This window comes from Vibrio sp. J2-4 (assembly GCF_021728155.1).
Classification (GTDB): domain Bacteria; phylum Pseudomonadota; class Gammaproteobacteria; order Enterobacterales; family Vibrionaceae; genus Vibrio; species Vibrio diabolicus.
In genome coordinates this window covers 682,313-705,287 of record NZ_JAKKCN010000001.1, presented here as the reverse complement: position 1 = coordinate 705,287, position 22,975 = coordinate 682,313, and the positions used below count along the sequence as shown (strand labels likewise).

At 45.3% G+C, this 22,975-nt stretch carries 20 protein-coding genes; 12 read left to right on the top strand and 8 right to left on the bottom strand.

Going from position 1 to position 22,975, the window contains the following annotated elements; all coding sequences use genetic code 11:
* Window positions 1–65 precede the first annotated feature (65 nt).
* Window positions 66–1,442 carry an MATE family efflux transporter gene (locus L3V32_RS03200; RefSeq protein WP_237283793.1) on the bottom strand — a complete coding sequence of 459 codons (1,377 nt, stop codon included), beginning with the start codon at window positions 1,440–1,442 and terminating at the stop codon, window positions 66–68.
* A 95-nt stretch (window positions 1,443–1,537) separates the two neighbouring features.
* Between L3V32_RS03200 and L3V32_RS03195 the strand changes: the two genes are divergently transcribed.
* Entirely contained in the window at window positions 1,538–3,016 is a 1,479-nt protein-coding gene (locus L3V32_RS03195) for a DUF2867 domain-containing protein (RefSeq protein WP_237283792.1), read from the top strand.
* Here the strand turns inward: L3V32_RS03195 and L3V32_RS03190 are convergent.
* Both L3V32_RS03190 and L3V32_RS03185 read right to left on the bottom strand, forming a co-directional pair.
* Window positions 2,973–3,557 carry a NapC/NirT family cytochrome c gene (locus L3V32_RS03190; RefSeq protein WP_134646837.1) on the bottom strand — a complete coding sequence of 195 codons (585 nt, stop codon included), beginning with the start codon at window positions 3,555–3,557 and terminating at the stop codon, window positions 2,973–2,975. The genes L3V32_RS03195 and L3V32_RS03190 overlap by 44 nt on opposite strands.
* A gap of 22 nt (window positions 3,558–3,579) precedes the next feature.
* Complete coding sequence (locus L3V32_RS03185; protein WP_237283791.1) at window positions 3,580–4,203, bottom strand: c-type cytochrome; 624 nt, start codon at window positions 4,201–4,203, stop codon at window positions 3,580–3,582.
* 451 nt (window positions 4,204–4,654) lie between these two features.
* Between L3V32_RS03185 and L3V32_RS03180 the strand changes: the two genes are divergently transcribed.
* From L3V32_RS03180 to L3V32_RS03170, 3 genes are read left to right on the top strand one after another with little or no spacing between them, the layout of a single operon-like run.
* Window positions 4,655–6,919, top strand: coding sequence for an OmcA/MtrC family decaheme c-type cytochrome (locus L3V32_RS03180; protein ID WP_237283790.1), 2,265 nt, complete (start codon window positions 4,655–4,657; stop codon window positions 6,917–6,919).
* 53 nt (window positions 6,920–6,972) lie between these two features.
* Window positions 6,973–7,953: a DmsE family decaheme c-type cytochrome gene (locus tag L3V32_RS03175; RefSeq protein WP_237283789.1), complete on the top strand. Its 981-nt coding sequence runs from the start codon at window positions 6,973–6,975 to the stop codon at window positions 7,951–7,953.
* Between the two features lie 9 nt (window positions 7,954–7,962).
* Window positions 7,963–9,945, top strand: coding sequence for an MtrB/PioB family decaheme-associated outer membrane protein (locus tag L3V32_RS03170; protein WP_237283788.1), 1,983 nt, complete (start codon window positions 7,963–7,965; stop codon window positions 9,943–9,945).
* Between the two features lie 87 nt (window positions 9,946–10,032).
* Here L3V32_RS03170 and L3V32_RS03165 read toward each other — a convergent pair whose 3' ends face one another.
* The 3 genes from L3V32_RS03165 to rsuA all read right to left on the bottom strand — a co-directional run bounded on the left by L3V32_RS03165 (window position 10,033) and on the right by rsuA (window position 13,032).
* Window positions 10,033–10,692, bottom strand: coding sequence for a DUF2913 family protein (locus L3V32_RS03165; protein ID WP_167426699.1), 660 nt, complete (start codon window positions 10,690–10,692; stop codon window positions 10,033–10,035).
* A complete protein-coding gene (locus L3V32_RS03160; RefSeq protein ID WP_237283787.1) occupies window positions 10,692–11,894 on the bottom strand; it encodes a Bcr/CflA family multidrug efflux MFS transporter in 1,203 nt (400 codons plus the stop codon). Before L3V32_RS03160 ends, L3V32_RS03165 begins: the two co-directional genes overlap by 1 nt.
* Window positions 11,895–12,330: 436 nt before the next feature.
* A complete protein-coding gene (rsuA, locus tag L3V32_RS03155) occupies window positions 12,331–13,032 on the bottom strand; it encodes a 16S rRNA pseudouridine(516) synthase RsuA (protein WP_167426700.1) in 702 nt (233 codons plus the stop codon).
* Between the two features lie 121 nt (window positions 13,033–13,153).
* Between rsuA and L3V32_RS03150 the strand changes: the two genes are divergently transcribed.
* From L3V32_RS03150 to rplY, 5 genes are all read left to right on the top strand, one after another.
* Complete coding sequence (locus L3V32_RS03150) at window positions 13,154–14,905, top strand: DEAD/DEAH box helicase (protein WP_104969302.1); 1,752 nt, start codon at window positions 13,154–13,156, stop codon at window positions 14,903–14,905.
* Between the two features lie 95 nt (window positions 14,906–15,000).
* On the top strand, window positions 15,001–15,426 hold the full coding sequence (locus L3V32_RS03145) for a PepSY domain-containing protein (protein WP_012841930.1): 426 nt from the start codon (window positions 15,001–15,003) through the stop codon (window positions 15,424–15,426).
* Window positions 15,427–15,502: 76 nt separating this feature from the next.
* A complete protein-coding gene (locus L3V32_RS03140) occupies window positions 15,503–16,162 on the top strand; it encodes a response regulator transcription factor (RefSeq protein ID WP_005378073.1) in 660 nt (219 codons plus the stop codon).
* Window positions 16,152–17,501, top strand: a complete 1,350-nt coding sequence (locus tag L3V32_RS03135) for an ATP-binding protein (RefSeq protein ID WP_237283786.1) — start codon at window positions 16,152–16,154, stop codon at window positions 17,499–17,501. The genes L3V32_RS03140 and L3V32_RS03135 overlap by 11 nt, the downstream gene beginning before the upstream one ends.
* Before the next feature lie 284 nt (window positions 17,502–17,785).
* On the top strand, window positions 17,786–18,064 hold the full coding sequence (gene rplY / locus L3V32_RS03130; RefSeq protein ID WP_005393245.1) for a 50S ribosomal protein L25: 279 nt from the start codon (window positions 17,786–17,788) through the stop codon (window positions 18,062–18,064).
* 147 nt (window positions 18,065–18,211) lie between these two features.
* Here the strand turns inward: rplY and L3V32_RS03125 are convergent, their stop codons facing one another.
* Window positions 18,212–18,727, bottom strand: coding sequence for a GNAT family N-acetyltransferase (locus tag L3V32_RS03125; RefSeq protein WP_041852972.1), 516 nt, complete (start codon window positions 18,725–18,727; stop codon window positions 18,212–18,214).
* A 749-nt stretch (window positions 18,728–19,476) separates the two neighbouring features.
* On the opposite strand from L3V32_RS03125, the gene ushA reads away from it, so the two are divergent.
* Together ushA and L3V32_RS03115 are read left to right on the top strand one after the other, a co-directional pair.
* On the top strand, window positions 19,477–21,165 hold the full coding sequence (gene ushA / locus L3V32_RS03120; protein ID WP_041852973.1) for a bifunctional UDP-sugar hydrolase/5'-nucleotidase UshA: 1,689 nt from the start codon (window positions 19,477–19,479) through the stop codon (window positions 21,163–21,165).
* Between the two features lie 414 nt (window positions 21,166–21,579).
* Window positions 21,580–21,801, top strand: coding sequence for a hypothetical protein (locus L3V32_RS03115; RefSeq protein WP_005393249.1), 222 nt, complete (start codon window positions 21,580–21,582; stop codon window positions 21,799–21,801).
* 98 nt (window positions 21,802–21,899) lie between these two features.
* Here L3V32_RS03115 and L3V32_RS03110 read toward each other — a convergent pair whose 3' ends face one another.
* On the bottom strand, window positions 21,900–22,148 hold the full coding sequence (locus L3V32_RS03110; protein ID WP_012841935.1) for a DUF1289 domain-containing protein: 249 nt from the start codon (window positions 22,146–22,148) through the stop codon (window positions 21,900–21,902).
* Window positions 22,149–22,358: 210 nt separating this feature from the next.
* On the opposite strand from L3V32_RS03110, the gene L3V32_RS03105 reads away from it, so the two are divergent.
* Window positions 22,359–22,805, top strand: coding sequence for an META domain-containing protein (locus L3V32_RS03105; RefSeq protein WP_161445215.1), 447 nt, complete (start codon window positions 22,359–22,361; stop codon window positions 22,803–22,805).
* Window positions 22,806–22,975: the final 170 nt, after the last annotated feature.

The following is a 22,975-nucleotide window of genomic DNA, read 5'->3' as shown; positions in this document are numbered from 1 at the left end:
TTCTGTTCCTAATTTTGTTGACGTATTGAGCAGATTTTTGCAGCTGCAGAAAGCTCTGTTTACCTCTATTGACCGATAAGGTTTTTCATCCATTTTCGGCTCACCATTCTTGGCAGACAAATCGTCCACTTCACAACTTCCTCGGTCAAAAAGAGTAAGTAAACCCATTGTGGGTCCCAACCGAGCTGAATCGCTGCAAATGCCGCGAGTGGAATCCCAATCACCCACTGCGCAAGAATGTCTTGATACAAACAAAACTTAACGTCGCCACCCGCACGTAATACCCCAACAATGACCATCATCGGCACCGAGCGTAATACGACACCTAAAGCAAGAATCACCATAAACTGTTCAGCTAACTGGCGAGTATCCGCTGTCAGTGCACTAAACGCATTAAGGATCCATTGATTGGACACTATCAATACAACTGCGACCACAAATGCGATAAACACATTCAAAATGACCGTAGCCCAAGCTTGGTAATACACAGGTTCAAAGTTTTTCGCGCCGAGTTGGTTACCCACTAAAACCGCAGCTGCATTCGATAGGCCAATCATCATAGCGAGAGAGATTGACTCAACGGGCGTCATCACCGACAACGCTGCCAAACCTTGCACACCCGCTTGTCCCATGATGGCATGGTAAGCGAACAATCCACCAGCCCATGCCAAAAAGTTAAATGTAGTCGGTAAGGAAAGGCTCAAGAAACGCGTTATTTTGTCTAAAACCAAACCTGCGCGTATATCATCCCAACCAAATGCAATTATGTGTTTCTTCAGCCATAAATAGCCAAATAGACAACCGACTTCGATAGCGCCACTGATAACCGTTGCAATGGCTGCCCCTGTAATCCCTAAAGCAGGAAAACCTAAGTGACCAAAAATTAACACCCAGTTGAGGAAAACATTAGACAGAATGCCTATGCCACTAAAAAATGTGCTCAGCCCCGGTTGGTGCATCGCTCTCAAGCCCACCGACATACTAGCGACACACGCAACAGCAAACATGCTAACGGATGAAATAATTAGATAGCTGGCCCCTAACTCAATCACTTCTTGTGAGTCTGTCGTCAGTTTCATGACTGGCTGTGGGAAAATAACAAACAAAGCAACGGCAATGGCGGCAAACACCATGGCTATCATCCATGTTAAAGCGGTACTGCGACGTACCCCGACTTTATCGCCTGCCCCCCAATATTGTGCGGTCAGTAATGCACCACCCGTCGTCACCCCAACTAACATGATGGTAGTAACAAACGTCGCGCGCGCCGCTACCCCAACAGCGGCTATTTCAGCCTCACCAAGTTGGCCGAGCATAAGCACATCGACGAGGCTTCGGCTAGAAAACATCATGCTTTGCAGTGTAATTGGTAGCGCGATCGCAAATAAGCGACGTAAGAATGCTTTATCTGCATGTATTGAGAGTTGAGAGAGAAAAGTCACAAGCGCTCCAACGACAACTTATTGATAGAATGGGGAAAGTGTCTCATGATTATACTCTGTGGTGTTTATTCCACCAACGATTAAAAGGACAGATAATGAAAAAGGTGTTGGTGCTAGGCGCCTCGGGTTACATTGGTTCTCAACTTCTTCCGTTACTCTTAGAACAAGGTTACGCCGTCACGGCCGCAGCGCGACATATCGATTATTTGGAGTCAAGGACTCGGCCCCATCCTAATTTAACGTTGCGGTATTTAGACCTAGCCGACGCAGAAGCCACGCTCGCTGTGGTGAACGATTTTGACTTGGTATTTTTCCTAGTGCACGGAATGGCACAAGGCGATGACTTTGTTGAGTACGAGCTAAACCTTGCTTTGAACTTTAAATACGCATTGGAGCAAAGCCGTGTCAAACATGTCATTTATTTAAGTGCCATCCAACCGCAAACCGGAAACTCGCGCCATTTAGCCGCACGCAAAGCAACGGGCAAAATTATCCGACAGTCTGGCGTTCCAGTAACTGAATTGCGTGCAGGCGTCATCATTGGCCCCGGCTCCGCGGCTTTCGAGATCATGCGAGATTTTGTCTACAACTTACCTATTTTGATCGCGCCTAAATGGGTCGACTCAAAAGCCAACCCTATTGCCCTACCCAACCTCAATCACTATTTATTGCAGCTGGCCGAAGCATCACCCCCAGAAGAAAACCAAATTTATGAAGTTGGTGGGCCAGATACACTCAGCTACCGCGAGCAGTTTAAAGTCATTTGCCGAATCACCAACAAGCCTTATCGGCTGTGGTCGACACCGTTGCTTACCCCAAAAATGGCATCTTACTGGCTCGGCTTGGTCACCTCTGTACCAGCAAACATCGGCAAAGCATTACTCGCGGGGTTAGAGCATGACTACATTGCCGATTCCAAAGCGATTGAAGCACGATTTCCGCAAACGCTGATCAGCTACGAGCAAGCGGTATCCGATACCATTCAAGATGAAGGCACGTTTGTGCGCAGCAATGTTTGGGGCTTTGAGCCAGCGGCACTTCGTCGATGGCAACCGGGGTATGGCTACTACCCTAAACAAGCCGGTGCGAGCATAAAAACTCAAGCCTCCGCTGCGGCATTATGGAAAGTGGCTCAAAAAATCGGGAGTCGTGAAAAAGGCTATTACTTTGCCAACATTTTGTGGCGCACACGTGAATGGCTCGACATCTTTTTTGGTGGCGGGAAACCGATTCGCGTTTCTCCTCCGGGGCCGGAGCTCAAAGTCGGCGATTATATTGACTCTTGGAAAGTGATTCGCTGCGAGGAAGATCAGTTCCTCTCCCTGTTTTTTGGGATGAAAGGCCCAGGGCTTGGACGTTTAGAAATTACCATCAAAGACCATGGTGATGAACGAGAACTGGATATCACCGCTTGGTGGCACCCACAGGGGTTTCTCGGGCTGCTTTACTGGTTTGCCATGATGCCAGCCCATCTATTCATATTCAAAGGCATGGTCAAAGCCATCGCGAAAGAAGCCGAAAGTATCAGTATTACTCCTCAGGTGGGACAGTCTCTGGAGAATCTAGAGAAATAGGCAGGTGATGAGCAATCCCCGCATGGCAATCAATGCACGATTGCTCTCGACTTTCCATCATTTGATGTCGACGCGCAACGGTTCGTCCTTGCGCTTCGAAATCCATCTTGTCAACGGAATGGCAATATCGACACTGTTTTGATTTATTCTCGATAAACTGCTGTGTGACTTCAGCAGCCAACCTCGGACGATGCTCCGCCTCGAAGTTCTCTAACGTAATTTCTCCAGTCAGTTTGTGATAGATGTCGGCTGTAGCGCCGATTTTCAATGCGATTTTAGCAAAAAACTCCCTAGGGACATGGCAATCACTGCACGTAGCGGCAACCACACCCTGAGCATTTTTGAAGTGTGGGGATGCTTGGTACTCCTCAACTATCGTATCCATCCCAATATGGCAACTGTAACAAAACTCGTTGCGATTGGTGTAATCCATACCAAAGTGAAAAACACTGAATACTGCCCCACCAAGGATAAACGCCAATAAGCCACCAATTGGTATACCGAGCATCCATTTTCTGTTTGGTTTACGCCATAAACTCATTGGTGTTCATCCCAAAGCAGCGCTAGCGATAACTCGCATAGTATTCTACGAGCGCGTTTAAATCATCGGCACTAAGCCCTTTGAACGCCTCATCCATTTTTTTATCAACGGAGCGTTTGCCTTGCTTAAACTGTTGCAACGTAGTGGCAAGATAGCCCTTCTGCTGACCAGCTAAAATCGAAGCTTCATCCAGAGCGTTACTGCCACCATCCGAATGACAGTTCTCGCAACTTTTCGCGTGGATAGCCTTACCTTTCATCGCTAACGCTTGATCAAAAGACTGCTTAGCTGGCACAAACTCGAGCCCAGCATAATGTTTTGCTAACTCTTCAATCTGCGCCTCAGATAAAGATTTAACTATCGACACCATGTCGCCTTTTTTGCTCGTGTCTCCGTATACGTGATTAACCGAAGCTGAGGGTCTGCCTTCAAGGTAACGCAACATCTGGTCAAAAAAGTTGAACTCGGGAATCCCTGCGATGGTAGGAATATTCGTGTCGGAACTAACACCGTCTGGCCCATGACAGGCTTCACATTCGTATTGTGAAATTAGCTCACTTGGTGATGCTAAACTGTGGGAAACCAAAGCAGAACTGATGGCTAACACTGAGGAAATTTTTAGTGAGAATTTAATTATCTGGTGCATATTAGACTGACTCCGTAGTAATTATCTTTATTAATCAAAACCAGACAGCGAATAAACGATAAGAAAATCAATTTATAAACGCGACTTAAAACCAACGATATCCAAGATAAAAATATTAAGCCGTCAACTATTTAAAGTAGCGTAGTTCAATACCCTCACTTTTTCTGCGCCGACCTCTTAAATCGCAGAAAATCCAACCCAAACAATTGATTTAAAATGATAATAAATCCAACCCCAAAATTCACACACAAAAATAGCGGTTTATTTTAATAATATTTCATATTGCGTCTATACTCTTACAAGCCATGTATTTCGATTTATTCAAGCGATGTAAATATGGATATTTTTCTTTTGTCTTGAATATAAAATTAATATTTCAATCAATCGTTTATTGAAATATTCAACCATTCCCATGCATTCCCACTTACTTTAGGACGAATCGAGAGGGACTATGAACGGTTTAAAGTCGATCGCTACATTAATATTGTTTATTTTACTGCTCACCGGATGTGGTCCAGACAGCAAAAACGATCAGAATACACCACCACCTGCACTTGGTGATTTCGAGATCAGTGTTTCCGAGCCATCATTGGTCACTCAAGAAACCGGGGAAACCAAACTGGTGGTCAATTTTACCGTCAAAGACGCCAGTGGCAGACCTCATGAGCTAGACGAAACGAGAGATTTTCGCATCGCACTTCTTAAAGCAATGCCCTCTCGTGTCGATACACAAAACTCGAGCGATCCAGCCTTTGCCTTCAATGGGCGTCATGGAAACACTTATTGGAAGAGTTTCCATCACTCAAGCAACACCGCAAATAACCGTGCAAGCATGGAGAGTGTTTGGGATGGAACATTAGTAAAAATAGACGAGGGATATCGCTACACGTTTGCCATTCCTGACGTTTTGAAAGTGTCCGATCCTTATACTGCCGACTCTTCTAGCAACAATGGTTTTATCGCTTGGGATGCGAATAAACTCCACCGAATCGTCATGGCGTATGGCGAGCAAGGCAACGGTTTTACCTACGTGTTTGAATGGGTGCCGCAAGAAAGTTCAGATACGGCTGTCTCCCGCAATGTGATTGAAACAGGCACCTGTGAAAACTGTCATATGGGCGAACCGCTTCATCATGGACCGGGCTATCGCTCAATTGATAACAACATTGCCGTTTGTACCGCTTGCCACAATGACAGTAACCCTGGCGCTGCGCCAGCCAGACGCCCTCTCGCTGCCATTGTTCATCAATACCACGGTAATGTTTTCAAATTAGGTAGCGACAGAAATAACACCGAGACTTACAAACAGCCTGTCGACGAGAATGACGTGCTCGTTACCGACATCAATGGTTTAGTCATTGAAGGCAACCCTTTCCCGCAAGATGCCCGCAACTGTACAACCTGCCATTCAACCGATGTCGCGAAAGCATCAGACGCCAACAATTGGTTTGAACACCCAAGCCAAGTTGCCTGTGAGACCTGTCACTTGTACCGAGACAGAGGCGCGCATGATAACCAAATCGGTACGGCTTGGATAAGAAACGGCGAGCCACAAAACTCCTGCTCGGGCTGTCACCGACCTTATGACCGAGATGACAATGGCGCTCCAATCATCGGCCAAGACGCGAGCCGAAGTGCTAAAACGGTTCACGTAATGCGTTTAGAGAATCTTGCAAAGGCACGTGATTCGCTTGAAATCAACGTTGAAAGCGCGCGATTTATTGATGACCAGTTTGAGGTTGAACTAAGAGTGTCGAAAGCGGGCTCAGGTATTGGATCCATCGACGAACTGACACCTTTCATCAATGAACATGGCCACCTCAATTTGTTGCTGAACTGGGATAACGGCCAAGGCCCGATGGTCGCAAACAACAGTCTCAACGTCGCCGATGATGGCGCACTTGGTGACGGCTGTGAGGCTCAAGGAGAAGGCCTATTCTTGTGTCATAAAGACTTCACTGACGCTGCGATTAAGCCAACCTCCAACTCTACGTTGACGGTTAACATCGCCGACATGCCACTTTGTGCCAACCGTAGAGATGGCGAGCTCGCCGAATGCGTCACGTTTGAAGGCATCGATCTTATCAAATCGCCTTTCGTCATTGCCGCCAATAACGCATCTGGCTCGTTTGATGTGTCTGGTATCAACAAGCAACACAAACTGCCAGTGGGCGCGGACATTTCATCGTGTAACGATTGTCACAAAGAGCTGACTATCCATAAGCTCGGTGAGCATCCACATGCTGCCACCGACTTCCAACAATGTAAAAATTGCCATAACTCAGAACGTTCTGCGTTTTATCCTGGAATGGCGGCTGATCTAAAGTACCACGTGCACTCATTCCATGCCTTTGGCTCCGCTCATAGCGGTGAAGCGCCTTTCCCTGGCGCAGTCAACAACTGTGAGGCCTGCCATACCAATGCTCAATACAACTTACCTAGCCAACAAAATACGCGCCCTTCTCTTGCGAGTGGTAAATACTTTAGTCCTGCATTAGTCGCCTGTGGCGCGTGTCACTTAGAGTCATCTTTAGCTAATGCTGACCCGGATACCGTGGCAGGAGATGCGCCTCTGAACCATATGCTGAATCACGGCGCGGTATTTGGAGCAGACACAGCAGCACAAGCAACGGGCTCCGAACAATGTGCGACTTGCCATGCCATTGGTCAGTCCCAAGGGGTAGATAAGGTTCACAAGGTATACGACTACCGTTGAATTCGTCATTGAACACAATGCTTTGACAACTAAGGATAAGAAAAGGAAGAGCTATGAAAGCAATGTTTCTGCGGTGGTTGGTAGCTGGGATACTTGGGTTAGGCGTCATCTTCACCGTCAGTTCGGAAGATGTCGCCAAGCCAGAACCCGAAGCGGCGACGTTAACTCAAGAAGAAATTGAAACTATATTGGACACCAAATTTTCTGAGGGGAAATACTCACGCCGTGGAGCAGATGGCTGCCTTCGTTGCCATGACGATACCTCAGACAAACCTGCAACCGGTATTTTCGACAACATCCACGGCAAGTCAGCGAATTTGCATGGGCCAATGAATGATAAACAATGTGAAGCATGCCATGGCCCAGCAAACAATCACGCGCGCAATCCGCGAAAAGGACAAGTTCGTGAGCCGATGATCACCTTTGGGCCAAACTCCCCTGTTCCGGCCGAAAAGCAAAACAGCGTGTGTTTATCTTGCCACCAAGATGCGAAACGCTCGACTTGGCATAGCAGTGAGCACGCTTTTGAAGGGCTGTCTTGTGCAAGCTGTCACCAACTGCATCAAAAAAACGATCCGATGATGGTTGCCGAAATGCAAGCAGACAAATGCACCGATTGCCACTCCCGCACCAAATCGGATATCCACAAACGCAGTCGTCATCCTATCATTGACGGCGTCATGACTTGTTCTAGCTGCCACAATCCACATCAGGCATTAAATGAAGCAAGCCTGAACTGGTCAACCGTCAATAACGCTTGTTACGAGTGTCATGCAGAAAAACGCGGCCCATTCTTATGGGAGCATGAGCCTGTAACTGAAGATTGTACATCCTGCCACACACCTCATGGTTCAGTGAACAAAGCCCTGCTCAATAAACGGCTGCCAATGCTATGTCAGGAATGTCACCGTGTGCCACATGCAAACGTAGCCATTCCTGAAAACGACTTGAGAGTGCGTGGCGGAAGTTGTTTGAACTGCCACAATCAAGTACATGGCTCTAACCACCCACGTGGTCAAACATTAAGTTATTAGGAGGGAGGCATGAAACGATCTCAACTGTGCATCGCTATTTCCCTTGCTTTTGCTGTGCAAGCGCACGCCAACGATTATTCGTTACAACGTTCTCAACCAGCCGACACTAGCCGCTGGCAGTGCAGTGAATGCAGCAGCGACAGCACGTGGAGTGGAGAAGTCAGCGCGGGCGTCGGTTACCTTAACAACGACGGTTCCTCTCGATTCTATAATTGGAATCCGCCCGTTTACGGTACAAACTCTGACAATAAGCACTTTAACGCGAGCCTAAACGCCGATATCGAACAATATGAAGACAACGGATTCTACAATCGAATCGTCGTCGAAGATCTTGGTTTGCAACGCTTCTTACTGCAGTGGGAAATGGGCCAGTACGACGGATTACGTGTCCTCGGCAGTTACAGCGAAACTCCGTATTTCTGGAATCAGTCCTCACTCAGTGCGTATCATCCAAGAGAAGATGCACTCGTTAGTGGTGACCTATCGAAATATGAAAACTCAGTGACGCGAGAGACGTTTAAGTTAGAACTCAAGTACACACCACATACGCTATGGAAGCCATATGCATCCATGAAGCACGAACGTAAAGAAGGCACAACTTCGCTCTATTCATCGACCATTCCGGGTTACGCCAACGCGCCGGGATTCATACCCAAAGCCGTCGATCATGAAACCTTAAATACTCAAGTAGGAGTAAGCTACATTGAAGATTTGTGGCTGGTGGATATTGCGTATCGCGGCTCGTTTTTCCGCAATGACAAGTCCGCACTCTATTACGGCGGTGTTACTAACCCTTACGCCAACCACCTTGCGTATGAGCCTGACAACGACTTTCACCAATTTGCTGTCACGGGGAATTATCGGTTGAATCAACAAACGTTCAGTGGCCGCTTACTTTGGTCACAGACGTCTTCTGAAGGCGGGTTAAATCCATTCCCGCAGTCCCCCGTTAACTCTAATACATTCCATGGCGAAACCAACACTTGGCAAATGAGCGCGGATTACCACAACAAACTTTCGCGAGACACAGCTTTCGCCATTTCTGCAGACTATTCAGACAAAGACGATAACTCCGATAGAAACACCATCATCGGCTCTACCAGAGAAAAATACGACCACACAAAAACCAAACTGGAAACAACGTTGACGCATCGTGTTGCGTCTGATGTGAAGGTGAATGCGGGTTATCACTTCAAACAAGACGAGCGAAGCTATGCCGACCGAAAACGTACCGATGAACAACGCGTTTTTGTTGGTGCTCAGTACAGACCAAACAGTCCGTGGCAATTAGGCGGTAAAGTCTCCTACTCTTTCCGCGATGGCTCTGATTGGCAGGACGACAGCAGCGACTCGCCTAATTTGCGCCAATACTATTTAGCCGATAAAGAGAGGATTGAGCTCCGTGGCGACGGCGGCTATGACGTAACAAACGATGTCCAGTTACTTGCTGAGCTTTGGTACGGAAACGACGACTATGTTAAACCCGATATAGGTTTAAGCGAAGGAAAAGATTACGGCTACGATATCAGCGTCAACTTCAATTTACTCGACGGACTAAGCGGGCATGTTTTTTACAATCAACAGATCATCCGCTCCGAGCAACAACAAGCAAACTCTGACGTTGTCGGTTGGAATCGCTACACCACCAAACTCAAAGATGACATAACAACCATTGGCTTTGGTGTGAGTAAAGAGCAGCTACTAGACGACAAACTTTCTATCTCGTTTGATTACAGCTACAGCCAAGCTGATGGAAAATCTTCAACCACATCTGATGGCTACCAATATCCTGATAACGAGGCGAACTCGTACCGATTTGAAGTCATCGCTGACTATGAAGTATCTGAAAATCAAAACGTGCAGCTTAACCTCCGTTATGAAGACTACTCAGAAGAGGATTACTTGTTTAATAACGAAACCGAAACGATGGGCGACGTTTTGCAAAGCTATGAAGGTCTATATGGTGGCGTCTATTGGAAATATCGCTTTTAAATACAGAGTGACGTAACAAAAAAAAGCATCAGACGTTTCAAACGCCTGATGCTTTCGTATTTCAATTCTACTGCTGTGAGAAGTTGATTAAGCTTGGAAGCTCAACGGAATCTCAGCCAATTGGTTACCTTCGTTTGCAGGAAAGATAAGGTACTCGCCGTGGTATTTCACCATCGATTTGTAGTCCGTCACTTTATGCACCATAAAGCCCGCTTGCGCTGCTTTCTCAACAAACTCAGCATGGTTGCCACGTACAAACCAGCTCATTGGTTTGACGAGCAGCTCGCCGTCGAAGCAGCTTTCGCATTGATCTGCACATAGCGCCAAAGAGTTTTGACCTTCCGTGAAGATTTGGATTTTGCCACAACCAACCAATTGTTCAGAGGTAGAAACCTCCCAACCCGCTTGCTCCATTACGTCCAAAAAAGCTTCGACGTCAGAGTCTTTGATCACTTTTGAATCTTCACCTTCAGGGAAGAATTGCGCGTAGAAAGCAGAAATACGTTTGAAGATAAACAACAAACCAGCGTTATTCCCCTTTGAACGCCCCGCCTTTTGCCAACGAGTTAAGTCATCGCCGACCGTTCGACCAAAACGCTGAGATTTCAGAGCTTTTGTTACCCAACGAACAAGATAGTGGTTGTTCGCTACTGGCGCATTGGCCAACTTGCCAGAACGATGTTCCTGCTCCAGTTCATTCAGAGCAGAGTTAACCAAGTTTTGAATTTCTTTGGTGTAATTCGACATTACGCCTTTCTTCCTAAAGTCCAATAAAACTGTGCTGAAAGCACAGAACAAGCAAACATAACGATGATCATCGGCCACGCAACATTACCTGGTAGTGATGCCACCAGCGCGCCAACCAATGAGCCGATACCGAATCTTAACGTCCCCGCCAGAGACGATGCCGTACCCGCCATTGATGGGTAGCCACTTAAAAGCAGCGCCATCGCATTACTACCAATCGTCGACAATGTACCGATAAACAGCACAACAAAAGGCACGATGCCCCACAATCCGAAGTCCATCAACCAACTTACGAACAGACCAATGCCAGCCAAAAGTTGCACGAACAACCCAAAACGAAGCATGGCATGAGAGCCAACTTTCTTCACCAAGCGACCATTAATACTGGTCATGATGATCATCGCAACAATGTTCAAACCAAATAAATAACCAAAGTGGTCTGGTCGAACACCATATAAATCAATATAAACAAACGAGCCCGCAGTCAGGAATGCAAACATTCCGGAAAATGAAAACGCTCCAGAAAGCATCAAACCTATCGCTTCAGGGTTGGAGCATAATCTGGCGTAGTTTCTCATCGTAGTGCGAAAACGAAGCGGCTGACGATTTTCTGGTTTCAACGTCTCTGGGATTTTCCAAAGTACCAGTAGAATTACCACCACAGCGAAAATGGCTAATACCCAAAAAATAGAACGCCAACCAAACCAGATCGCTAGGTGACCACCTATCATAGGCGCGACCAAGGGTGCCATGGTGATCACTAAGGTGACGAAAGACATTGCACGGGCAAAGTCTTCACGGTCAAACATATCACGCACGACGGCTTGGATAATGACCGCCGCTGCTGCGCCAGCAAAACCTTGTGCTGTTCGCACATAAGTCAATGCATCGATGCCGTTTGTGGTCGCACTCACTACCGCCGCTAATCCAAAGAAAAGCACACCCAAAATCAGTACAGGTCTACGGCCAAAACTATCGGCAAGCGGCCCATGAATTAACTGGCCAATCGCAAAACCTGCCGTATAAGCCGTCAACGTAATCTGAACCGCGCCAGGCGCGACCCCCAAATCTTTCGCGATGGTTGGCATTGCAGGCAGATACATGTCGATCGCCAAAGGCGTCAAAGCACCAATCGCTCCTAATACAAGAAACAATAGAAAACTGATTTGGGATTGCGGAGCACTTTGAGCTTTTTCTGTCATTCTTTTACCTCTTGTTGGAGCCCTACCGTCAATACTTGCAGAGCAAAGTGAAAATAACGGACAGTTCTCATATCGCGGAATGCAGAAGCCAAAGACCTGTTCTATCCAACGTTCGAGAATCATAAGGGCAAATATGTACCAAGGTGTGACCTTGACGAACTCGACATAGAAAAGCATGTGAAAGCGAAATGTGTTTATGGGAAACAAACACAATGCAGTAAAAATGATGGAATTGATTCCACCATTTATTCACCGTAGCCGAAGGCTTTGCAATAAGAGTATGCATGCCTCAGCTAAATGCAAAGGCATATCACTGAGATGAGTAAGCACACCGGAATCGTCTAGGCACTAATTTTGGTAGGAAAATTAATTTTGAGCCAATTCCTACCAAAAAACTAGTTCCAATTGGGAACTAAAGAATTTCCCATGCCGATAATTAATTCCAAATAGAATCAATTTCTTCCGGCGTGAGGTAGCGATAATCGCCAGGTTCTAGTGCCTCATCGAGTTCAATCGAACCAATACGCTCACGATGTAAGTACTCAACTTTATTTCCTAACGCCGCAAACATGCGTTTCACTTGGTGATACTTACCTTCCACAATAGTTAACAATACTTCATTCTCGGCCTCGTTCACGATCTCCAAACGAGCAGGTAATGTTGCTTCTGATTCATTGCGCAAAATGATGCCTTGTTCGAGCTTTTCCGCGTAATCAGGCTGAATCGCATCGACAAGCCAAACACGGTACGTTTTCTCACACTTATGCTTAGGTGAGGTAATACGGTGAGACCACTTACCATCATCCGTAATCAACACCAAACCGGTTGTGTCTACGTCTAATCGGCCTGCAAAGTGAAGGTTTTCAATTTTAGGCTCATCAAGCAATGCGAATGCAGTTTGGTTGTAGCCATCTTCATGTGAACAAACAAAGTCAGCAGGCTTATACAACATAATGTAACGAGGACCAGGAGCACCTATAACGCGGTCTTCCCACATTACTTCTGCACCTTCAGGTACTTTAAATGCACCACTTTTTTGAACCTCACCGTCAACGGTGATGTCTCCACTTTTGATGATCTTTGTTGCCTGTTTGCGTGTTGCACCCAGAGCATCACACAAATATTTATCTAAACGCATGAATACCTCATTGAATTATACCCAAGTGATCTCCAAATCTTGGTTTAAAGGTCACTTGGGTATAAAAGTCAGGTATTATAGCGTTCCTCGTTCGAATAGTTGAGCAATTTCACATATTTTCATGTACACACTTCGTCCTTATCAAGCCGACTCGGTTAAAGCAGTCATTCATTACTTTCGTAAACACTCGACACCAGCAGTGATCGTGCTGCCAACCGGTGCCGGAAAAAGCTTGGTGATCGCAGAACTTGCTCGCCTTGCGAAAGGGAGAGTGTTAGTCCTCGCTCACGTTAAAGAGCTGGTCGAGCAAAACCACGCGAAGTATGAAGGTTATGGTTTAAAAGGTTCCATCTTCTCAGCAGGATTGGGGCGAAAAGAAACTGACCAGCAAGTCGTGTTTGCTTCGGTTCAATCGGTCGTACGTAACTTAGATTCGTTCAAAAACCAGTTTTCTCTGCTCGTTATTGATGAGTGCCATCGTGTGCCGGATGACAAAAACAGCAGCTACCAAAAAGTTATTACTCACTTACGAGAACTGAACCCAGGCATTAAGGTGCTGGGACTAACTGCAACGCCCTATCGTTTAGGAATGGGCTGGATTTATCAGTATCACACCCGAGGTCAAGTACGCACCGAAGAGCCTCGATTCTTCCGCGATTGTATTTTCGAACTACCGATCCGTTACTTGCTCGACGAAAACTTCCTCACTCCAGCCCGCATGATGGACGCGCCCGTTTTGTCTTACGACTTCTCGCAACTGAAACCCGCAAACACCGGACGCTACAAAGAAGCAGAAATGGACATGGTGATCGATAAAGCCAAACGCGCCACTCCGCAAATTGTTGAGCAAATCATGCAATATGCGAGAGAACGTCAAGGTGTCATGATCTTCGCCGCGACTGTCCGACACGCACAAGAGATCCACAGTTTACTGCCAGAAGGCGAAACTGAAATCGTCATTGGTGATACACCTACGCCGGAACGTGACGCGATCATCCAAGCGTTCAAGAATCGTCAAATAAAATATATGGTCAATGTTTCGGTACTGACTACCGGGTTTGATGCGCCGCATGTCGATTTAATCGCGATTTTGCGACCAACAGAGTCAGTCAGTCTATACCAGCAGATTGTAGGGCGAGGATTACGCTTATCAGACGGAAAATCAGAATGTTTAGTGCTTGATTACGCAGGCAACAGCTACGATTTATACCAACCTGAAGTCGGTGATCCCAAACCAGACTCTGACAGTGAAATTATCACGATTCCCTGCCCGGCTTGCGGATTCAATAACAACTTCTGGGGTAAGTTGGATAGTAACGGTTTCTTGGTTGAACACTTTGGCAGACGTTGCCAGGGTTACTTTGAAGATGAAGACACAGGCGAGCGTGAACACTGTGGCTACCGTTTTCGTGCCAAATACTGTGGTGAATGTGGTGCCGACAACGATATTGCTGCGCGCATTTGTCATGAGTGTGACGCAACGCTTGTTGATCCAGATAAAAAATTAAAAGAAGCCCTTAATCTGAAGGATGCATTAATCTTTGAATGCACAGAAATGGACCTGTCAGTATTCAAGTCCAGTGATGGTAAATCTCAACTCAAGGTGACGTATTCTGGTGAACCATACCAAGGAGAAGGCAATGCGTTAGTTCATGAGTTTTGGTCATTGAGTACCAAAAAACAAAAACAAACGTTTAAAGACCAGTTTGTGCGCCCTCACTTGGCAGACAAGCATCGCCCTTTTGAAGAGGCTTCACCGACACGTGTTGTTGCCAATCAACATCGTTTCCGTTTACCTCAGTTTGTTATTGCAAGGAAATCCGGTCGCTTTTGGAAATTGCGAGACAAAATTTTTGAAGACGAGTTGAAATAACCTCTGCAACATTTAGTAAAACTGAACTCGATGATTCACTCTCTGTTCATCTATATCCGATATACTGCGGCTAACGTTCTAGAAAAGGTTTGACTATGTATAAAGCAACGACTTCTCAACATTCTGCGTTACTTTTCGGCCTTATCACGACATTGATGTGTGCACCAAGTTTCGCCAAGCATGACGACTACTATGCCTCACAAAATGGTCACGCCATCGTGCAAGATGTCGAAAAGCCTGGAACACGTATTGAATTCGATGAAGATCAAGATGAGGTCTATCGCGCGGTTCAACAAGGATATATACGACCATTTTCGGACCTTTACGCCGCAGTAGAAAACGACCTATACGGCCGTATCATCAAGGTCGAGCTTGAAGAAGATGATGATGCTTGGGTGTATGAACTGAAAATCCTGTACAACAATAGCGTCTTGAAAGTTGAGTATGACGCCGCCACGCTGGAAATGCTTGAGATCAAAGGTCGCAGCTTTAACAAAGCGTTAAAGCCACAAAACAACTAAACTGGTCTAATGCGTAATCCCGACGCAATGCGTAGCTTACTTCGATAACACTCCCAACATAATAAGAATCACCAATATGAAAATACTTGTCGTTGAAGATGACCCTCGTTTAGGCGAGCAAATCATCGAAACATTAGAAAGTACCGGCTGGGTACCAGAATTATCTCAAGATGGCATAGACGCTCTGTATCGCGCGACATCGGAAGAATGGGACGCTATTGTTCTTGATCTAGGACTGCCGAAATTGGATGGCCTTACCGTGCTAAAAGGCATTCGAGATGAAAACATCAATACCCCTGTCGTTATCCTGAGTGCTCGCGATACCCTAACGCAGCGAGTTGAAGGTCTAAACGCAGGTGCAGACGATTACCTAACTAAGCCGTTTGAAATGGTTGAGCTTATCGCTCGTATTCGCGCGCAACTGCGAAGAGCATCAGGTAACGCCTCTCCTGTGATGCAAATTGGCGACTTGAGCTTGGATACGCGCACTTCCAAAGTAATGTGGCAAGGGCAAGCAGTAAGCTTAACGGCGCTGGAGTATAAAGTGGTCGCTTACTTTATGCATAACCCAGAAAAAGTAATTTCTCGCACCGAACTCGTCGAGCACATTTACAAACAAGACTTTGATCGTGACTCCAACACAATCGAAGTTTTTATCGGCCGAATTCGCAAAAAAATCGCGCCAAAGATCATCAAAACTGTCCGAGGGTTGGGATACCAATTAAATGCCGAATAAGAACAGGCTACCGTTGAACGCAATAAAACGACTGAGTATCAAAAGTCGCCTCGTTTTAGCGGCGATCGTTTGGTTGACGGCAATGATCCTCGCAGCTGGTGTGACGATACCGACCCAAGTGTACAACTATATGGTTGACGACACTCGCTCACAGCTGAGCATTTTTATGGATGAAATCGCCGCTCAGTTAGAAGTCGATGAGACTGGGCACCTCTCACTCGCTGCTCTGCTCTCAGATCCTCGATTTAACCGACCTTACAGTGGTTTATATTGGAGTGCCTCTACTGAGACGAGTCTCGAGCGTTCTCGTTCTTTGTGGGACAAAAAAATCGAATACAAAGGTCTGGATAACGATGCTTACGGCGCGAGAGGCGAAAGGCTGATTACCATAGAAAAAGCTCTGTACTTACCAGATTACGATGGGCCTATCCATATCATTATTGGTATTGACGAAGAGCCTATCAAAAGCACCCTGCAAACGCTAATCGGGCAACTCTGGCTTATTTTAGGCTTATTATTCGCAGGGGTTCTTGCCGTCATTTTGCTGCAAATTGCATGGTCATTGAGTCCGCTTACGAAGTTACAAAAAGAGTTGGCCGAGCTGAAGTCTGGTAACAAAAAGAGTCTAGAAGAAACCTATCCGAAAGAGATTTCTCCTCTTATCTTCGACCTCAACGCTCTGCTTTTCCATTATCAGGAATTGTTAGAACGAGCTAGGAATCATGCAGGCAATCTTTCACACGCGCTAAAAACCCCACTTTCTGTCCTAAAAAATGAAGTACAGACGTTAGAACCTGAGACGCAATCCCGCCTGCGTACTCCGATCAATCAAATACAAGATCATATCGATTACCATCTGGGCCGTGCCCGCATGGCGGGGTCTATGAATATTTTATCAGTGAAATCGAACCCAGCAGAGCGTGTGGATGCTATCTCAATGGCGTTTGATAAAGTGTATGCGAGCCGAGATATCTCCTTAATTAATGAACTTGATTCAGAGCTGAATGTAGCGGTAGAGCAGACCGATCTCGACGAAATGCTGGGTAACTTGCTTGAAAATGCCTATAAGTGGGCCAACAACATGATTCGTGTGCACTCCTCTCAGGATAAAGACAATATACACATCATCATTGAAGATGACGGACCAGGTATCCCTAAAGAGAAACTGAGTCAAGTAATCAAGAGAGGCGTTAGATTGGATGAAGCGACCCCTGGGTCAGGTCTTGGTCTAAATATAGTCAGTGAAATGGCACACAGTTACCGAGGTCAATTAACACTGGAAGCGAGCGCTTTAGGTGGCTTAAAAGCATCTTTAGTCTTGCATCTCAGCCGAACATAAAGCATATAACGCATAAACTTTGTTCTTCGGACCATGATTAGTAAACCGATGAAAATGAAGCCGATGTGAACAAAATCCAAGCAAAGCGTTAAAAGGGATAGCCTTACACCCAGATAAATCATACCTTTTTGTTGATTTGGGGACGATTTGGGTTGCCCATTTATAAGTGGAATGATAGTATCCGCGCTCGCTTGAACAGTTCCTGTTTCAAGCTTTACCACGAACAACAAGGTCGCATTGTTGATTGTGAACATTTGATTTTTACTAATTTGAGAGTAAATACTATGAAATTCGAAGCAGTAGTACGTACTGAACTAGGTAAAGGTGCGAGCCGCCGCCTACGTCACGCTGGCAAATTCCCTGCAGTTGTATACGGCGGTGAAGAGGCAGCAGTAGCTATCGTTCTTAACCACGACGACATCGTAAACCAAATGGACAAGCCTGAATTCTACGAAGGCCTAGTTCTAGTTATCGATGGCAAAGAAGTTAAAGTTAAGCCACAAGACGTTCAACGTCACGCGTTCAAGCCAAAAGTTGAACACATGGACTTCATCCGTATCTAATTCCCTACCAAGGAATTAATCGGATTAAATCCAAACCTTTTGCATTAAAGATAATCGGACTTACCAACCGAGACATCTAAAAAATTTCAAAACCCCGGAGTCTTACCACCTCCGGGGTTTTACTATATGTGGCATATAACAATTGATTTATGAACGGGCAACGTACTTCACTAAAGTGAGATCCGTCAGCGTCATACGGTCTATGATTTCCGTCTCTTCCTCTCCAGTACGTACAAAACCACACTTCTTGTAGAAGTTAAGCCCCTGTTTATTGGTATCCAGTGCTTTCAGGCTTATCTGCATAACGGGCGTAGAGAGTAGACGCGTTTCTAGTTCATCTAACAATGCACTCCCTGCCCCTTGCCCATAATGCAAAGGAGAGACATAGCAACATGTTACCCACGCCGTTTTATCTTCACAGGTGTGGTTAGGTAGTTCGTAACTTAAAAAGCCGACGATTTCCCCTTGTCTCTCAACGACGATCAATTGGGCCAGTTGCTCAGTCATGACTCGCGTCCACATCCTTTCTCGGCGCTCAATCGTAAACTGATCGATGTAGCTCTGTGGCATTAACCCTTTGTATGCTACCTGCCACGAATCAACATGTATCTTGGCGATTTGAGTTGCTTCCTCTCTGACTGCGTTCCTTACTGTGTATCTCATTACTATCCTTTCTTAAAATTCACCACTTACAAATTCTTTCAACCCTACTCTTTAAATCGAAGCTCAAAGCGAGCAGCCACAGATGCAACGCTTTACATTACTCCATTTCATTTTCATTAATTCAATGATAGTGCACATCGTAATATCCGAAGAAAACGCCTCGTTATTTACGTTTCACTTTCGCTCATTAGATTGAATCTATTTGTTTTAACATCCGGGTATCGAAAGCGGGATAAACACGGTAAGGTATCGAATAAGAATAAATAAACGATATCTAAGGCATAAGATTTCTAAACGGTCGCAATTATAGTACAGAGAGAAATACCCTTTCTGGTTGTATTAAACAGAGTAAGCCAAGATCAAACGAGTTTGGGTTTTACAGTGATCATTTTATATACAAAACATTTCCCTCATCATCAGAGCGAAAATTTATAACGATTTGTGTCATAGCTGCTAAGAAAAACATGAACTTGGCAAAATAATCACCAAAATCAGCGCTATACTTCGCAAAAATGCGCATTGATTCACACAAACCACATTCATTCAATTGGCCACTTCACAAAATAGCCCCCTCCCTCTAATTTCAATATACTAAAAACTATTTCTGTTTAATTGGAGACGTAGTTTGCAGGCTTATTAATTCATGTCTCCGATAGAAGTATAAATAAGAGATAGATCACTAAAGTTTCACATTAATTCCGTATATTTCACGCCGTAACAATAACAAAATCACAAAGAAAGGATCCCTTATGAAGTTTTCCAAATCTCTTTTGGTAATGGCAGTGGGCGCTGCGCTAGCAGGATGCGGCTCAGACAGCGATAATTCTCCAGTAACCTGCGAGACTGCAGATTCTTGTACTAAGTTCACCGTTCTCCACACTAACGATAACCACGGTCGCTTTTGGCATAACAGCGACGGCGAATATGGCATGGCTGCGCGTCACACTTTAATCGAATCTATTCGCGCAGAAGTCGAAGCAAAAGGCGGTGAAACCATTCTGCTGTCTGGCGGTGATATTAATACCGGCGTACCAGAATCAGACATGCAAGATGCGGTTCCAGACTTCGTAGGGATGAACCTACTTGGTTACGATGCAATGGCTGTCGGTAACCACGAGTTTGATAACTCACTAGATATTCTCGACATGCAAGCTGAGCTAGCTGACTTCCCTATGCTGGCTGCGAATATCTATAAGAAAGATACCAATGAGCGTTACTTCGACCCTTACAAAGTATTTACTATCAACGGCCTTAAGATCGCTGTTATTGGTCTAACCACCCAGGACACAGCGAAGCTCGTTAATCCAGACAACGTATCAAACATCCACTTCGAAGACCCTCAAGTTGAAATCAAAAAAGTACTTAAGGAAATCGAAGAAAACGAAAAAGTAGACCTAGTATTTGCAACGACGCACATGGGTCACTACCAAGATGGTAACAATGGTAGTGAAGCACCAGGGGACGTGAAGCTCGCTCGCTCTCTTGAAGAGGGACAACTAGACGCTATCATCGGTGGTCACTCACAAAACCCAGTGTGTATGGAGCCAGGTACCAATGAGTATGCTGATTTCAAACCTGGTGATGATTGCGCGCCAGACCAACAAAAAGGCACTTGGATTATGCAAGCGCATGAGTGGGGTAAATATGTGGGTCGTGCGGACTTCGAATATTACGACGGCAAGCTTCACTTAGCGAACTATGCACTGATTCCTGTAAACCTTTTGGACGACAACGATGAAGTGATCGGTGAACGCATTCAACAAGATGCGACGGTAAAAGCGTTACTACTGCCATACCAACAGCAAGGTCAAGAGTTATTAGATGAGAAGATTTCTAATACGACGGGTAAGTTAGAAGGTGATCGTAACGTAGTTCGCTCTCAACAAACTAACCTAGGTCATCTACTGGGCGAGGCATATCGTACTTACAAAACGGTAGGTGCTGACTTTGGTGTGATGAACTCTGGCGGTGTGCGTGATTCAATCCAAGATGGTGATATCACTTACCGTGATGTACTAACCGTTCAGCCATTTGGTAACTTCGTGACTAAAGCAACTATGACAGGTAAAGAAGTTAAAGAATACCTAGATGTGGTTGCGACGAAATCTGCAGGCTCTGGTGCTTACGCTCAACTAGATAACATCACTTTAGATGTAAATTGTGATGCTGGCTCAGTAACCATTACCGACATTAACAATAAAGGCTTCGATCTAGACGCAACGTACACATTCTCTGTAATCAGCTTCAGTGCTGCTGGTGGCGATAACTATCCAATCATCGATGTTCAATCTACCCAGCTAACCGATGCATACGTTTTACGTGAGTTCTTCGTAAATAACCCACAGATCTCTGCGGATAGCTACAACAAGAACTTAGAAAACATCAAGTACTTCAGTAACGGTCAAGCTGTGAAAGGTTGCCCAGCAACTAATAGCTAAAAACACCTTACACTCTGACGTGAAGCGCTTTTAGAAGTTGTTCCGTCAGTGCCTCCCTAAAAACCGAAGCGTGACGCTTCGGTTTTTTTATTTTCGTTAAAGTGCTGAAAATTATCGCCCTTCATAAAGTGTTCAAAAATTATTCATTTGTGTTGTTGACGCCCATGTGCTGGGCTTCTATGTTTGATAAGGTCTTTCGAAAATACAGATTCATCAACTAACTTTTCGCTATGAAGTTTCGTAGCTTAGTGGATGATTCTAGGAAAGATGTGAATGGCGTTACAAACACTGCTCTCAAACAATTTGTCTTTTTGACCTAAAACGAAGGTGATTCGCCGCCAAGCGTTCACCAATGAGCAGCGATCTGGACGTCAATATGTTCAAACTGCTGCCATCGAGTTCAGGAGGTCAAAAATGAAACGAGCCAGCAATAGCTACAGACTTCAAATGATCAAAGAAGTGGTTACCCGTAGAGAGCGCGAAGCTTGCACGGACCCTATGGCAAGATACATTCATCAACTGATGGATGAACGCCCTACTAGTAAATTAGATGTTGAATTCAATCATCGATTTTCAGGAAGCCACTTTGACGAACATGCTGGGGGATGGGTCAGTGACCGTTGGTCAATGAAGTAGCGCTAATTTAACGAGTTTGCCTTACACGCACCGCATAGTAAGAGCTAATACAGTCCCGGCTCATCATTGATTATTGCCGAGCCGGGATAATTCGAAATTTAAAAGAGATCTTGCTGTGGTGATAATTCTTCTTGAGACTCTTCTGCCTTTCCCTTCCCTGCCAATACCTTTCTTCTATAGCGCTGACGGCATAGTTTAATCACATGCAACTGTTGAGCAGGCGTATAAGTGAGCCAGTTAAATCGCTCTTCTCTTTTACGCATACATCCTTTGCAATACCCTTTCTCGTCCACACTACAAATACCAACGCAAGGGTTTGGGACGGTAAAAAACTCTAGTTGCTCCATGCTCTAACCGTTTTTTGCTCGCTGTGCTGTAATGATATTATAACGACTTCAAGATACGCTCCCAACAGTGCTATACATCTTGCACCTTGAAGCCGTTTGAGTATATAAACTGGACTCTGTCACAGTAATACGAAACTATTACCTTATGCTGACAAAAACAGTGTTTTATTACCTATACTTACCACGTTTTCTAAAAACGGAGTCTATAAAATGAAGCTTAGCCTAAAAACGTTAGTTACAGCAATCTCTCTTCCTGTTCTTATGACTGCATGTGCTAGCAACGGTGACAATGTGAAAGAAATTACGGCTCAAGATTTACAGCACCATAATTGGGAGCTGGTTCAGATTGATGGTAAAAACATCGAATTAAAAGAACGTCAGCAAGCGCCTCGCTTAGAAATCGGAGAAAATCTGACTGCAAATGGTAACGCGGGGTGTAACAACTTCTTTGGTCAAGCTGAACTAAAAAACAATCAACTACGCATCGAAAAAATGGGAATGACCATGAAGATGTGTATGGATGACCAAATGAAAATTGAGCAAGCGATGTCTGAAACTCTTACTGAATGGAGTGATATAACGCTAACCAAAGAAGGGCTAATGCTTAAAAATGACGTTCACGAACTAACGTTTCAGTTGCGTGATTGGGTAAACTAAGTCCCATTTCATATTCTAAGAGCAGCCATAAAATGGCTGCTTTTTTTATGTCTCCTAATCCATATCAAAGCAGGCAGGATGTCTGTTTCGCACGTTTCGGTTAGAAAAATCGTTTAAAACGACAAACTCTTTCCCTCTTTACGCCCTCAACGCCACGTCTACGACGCGGG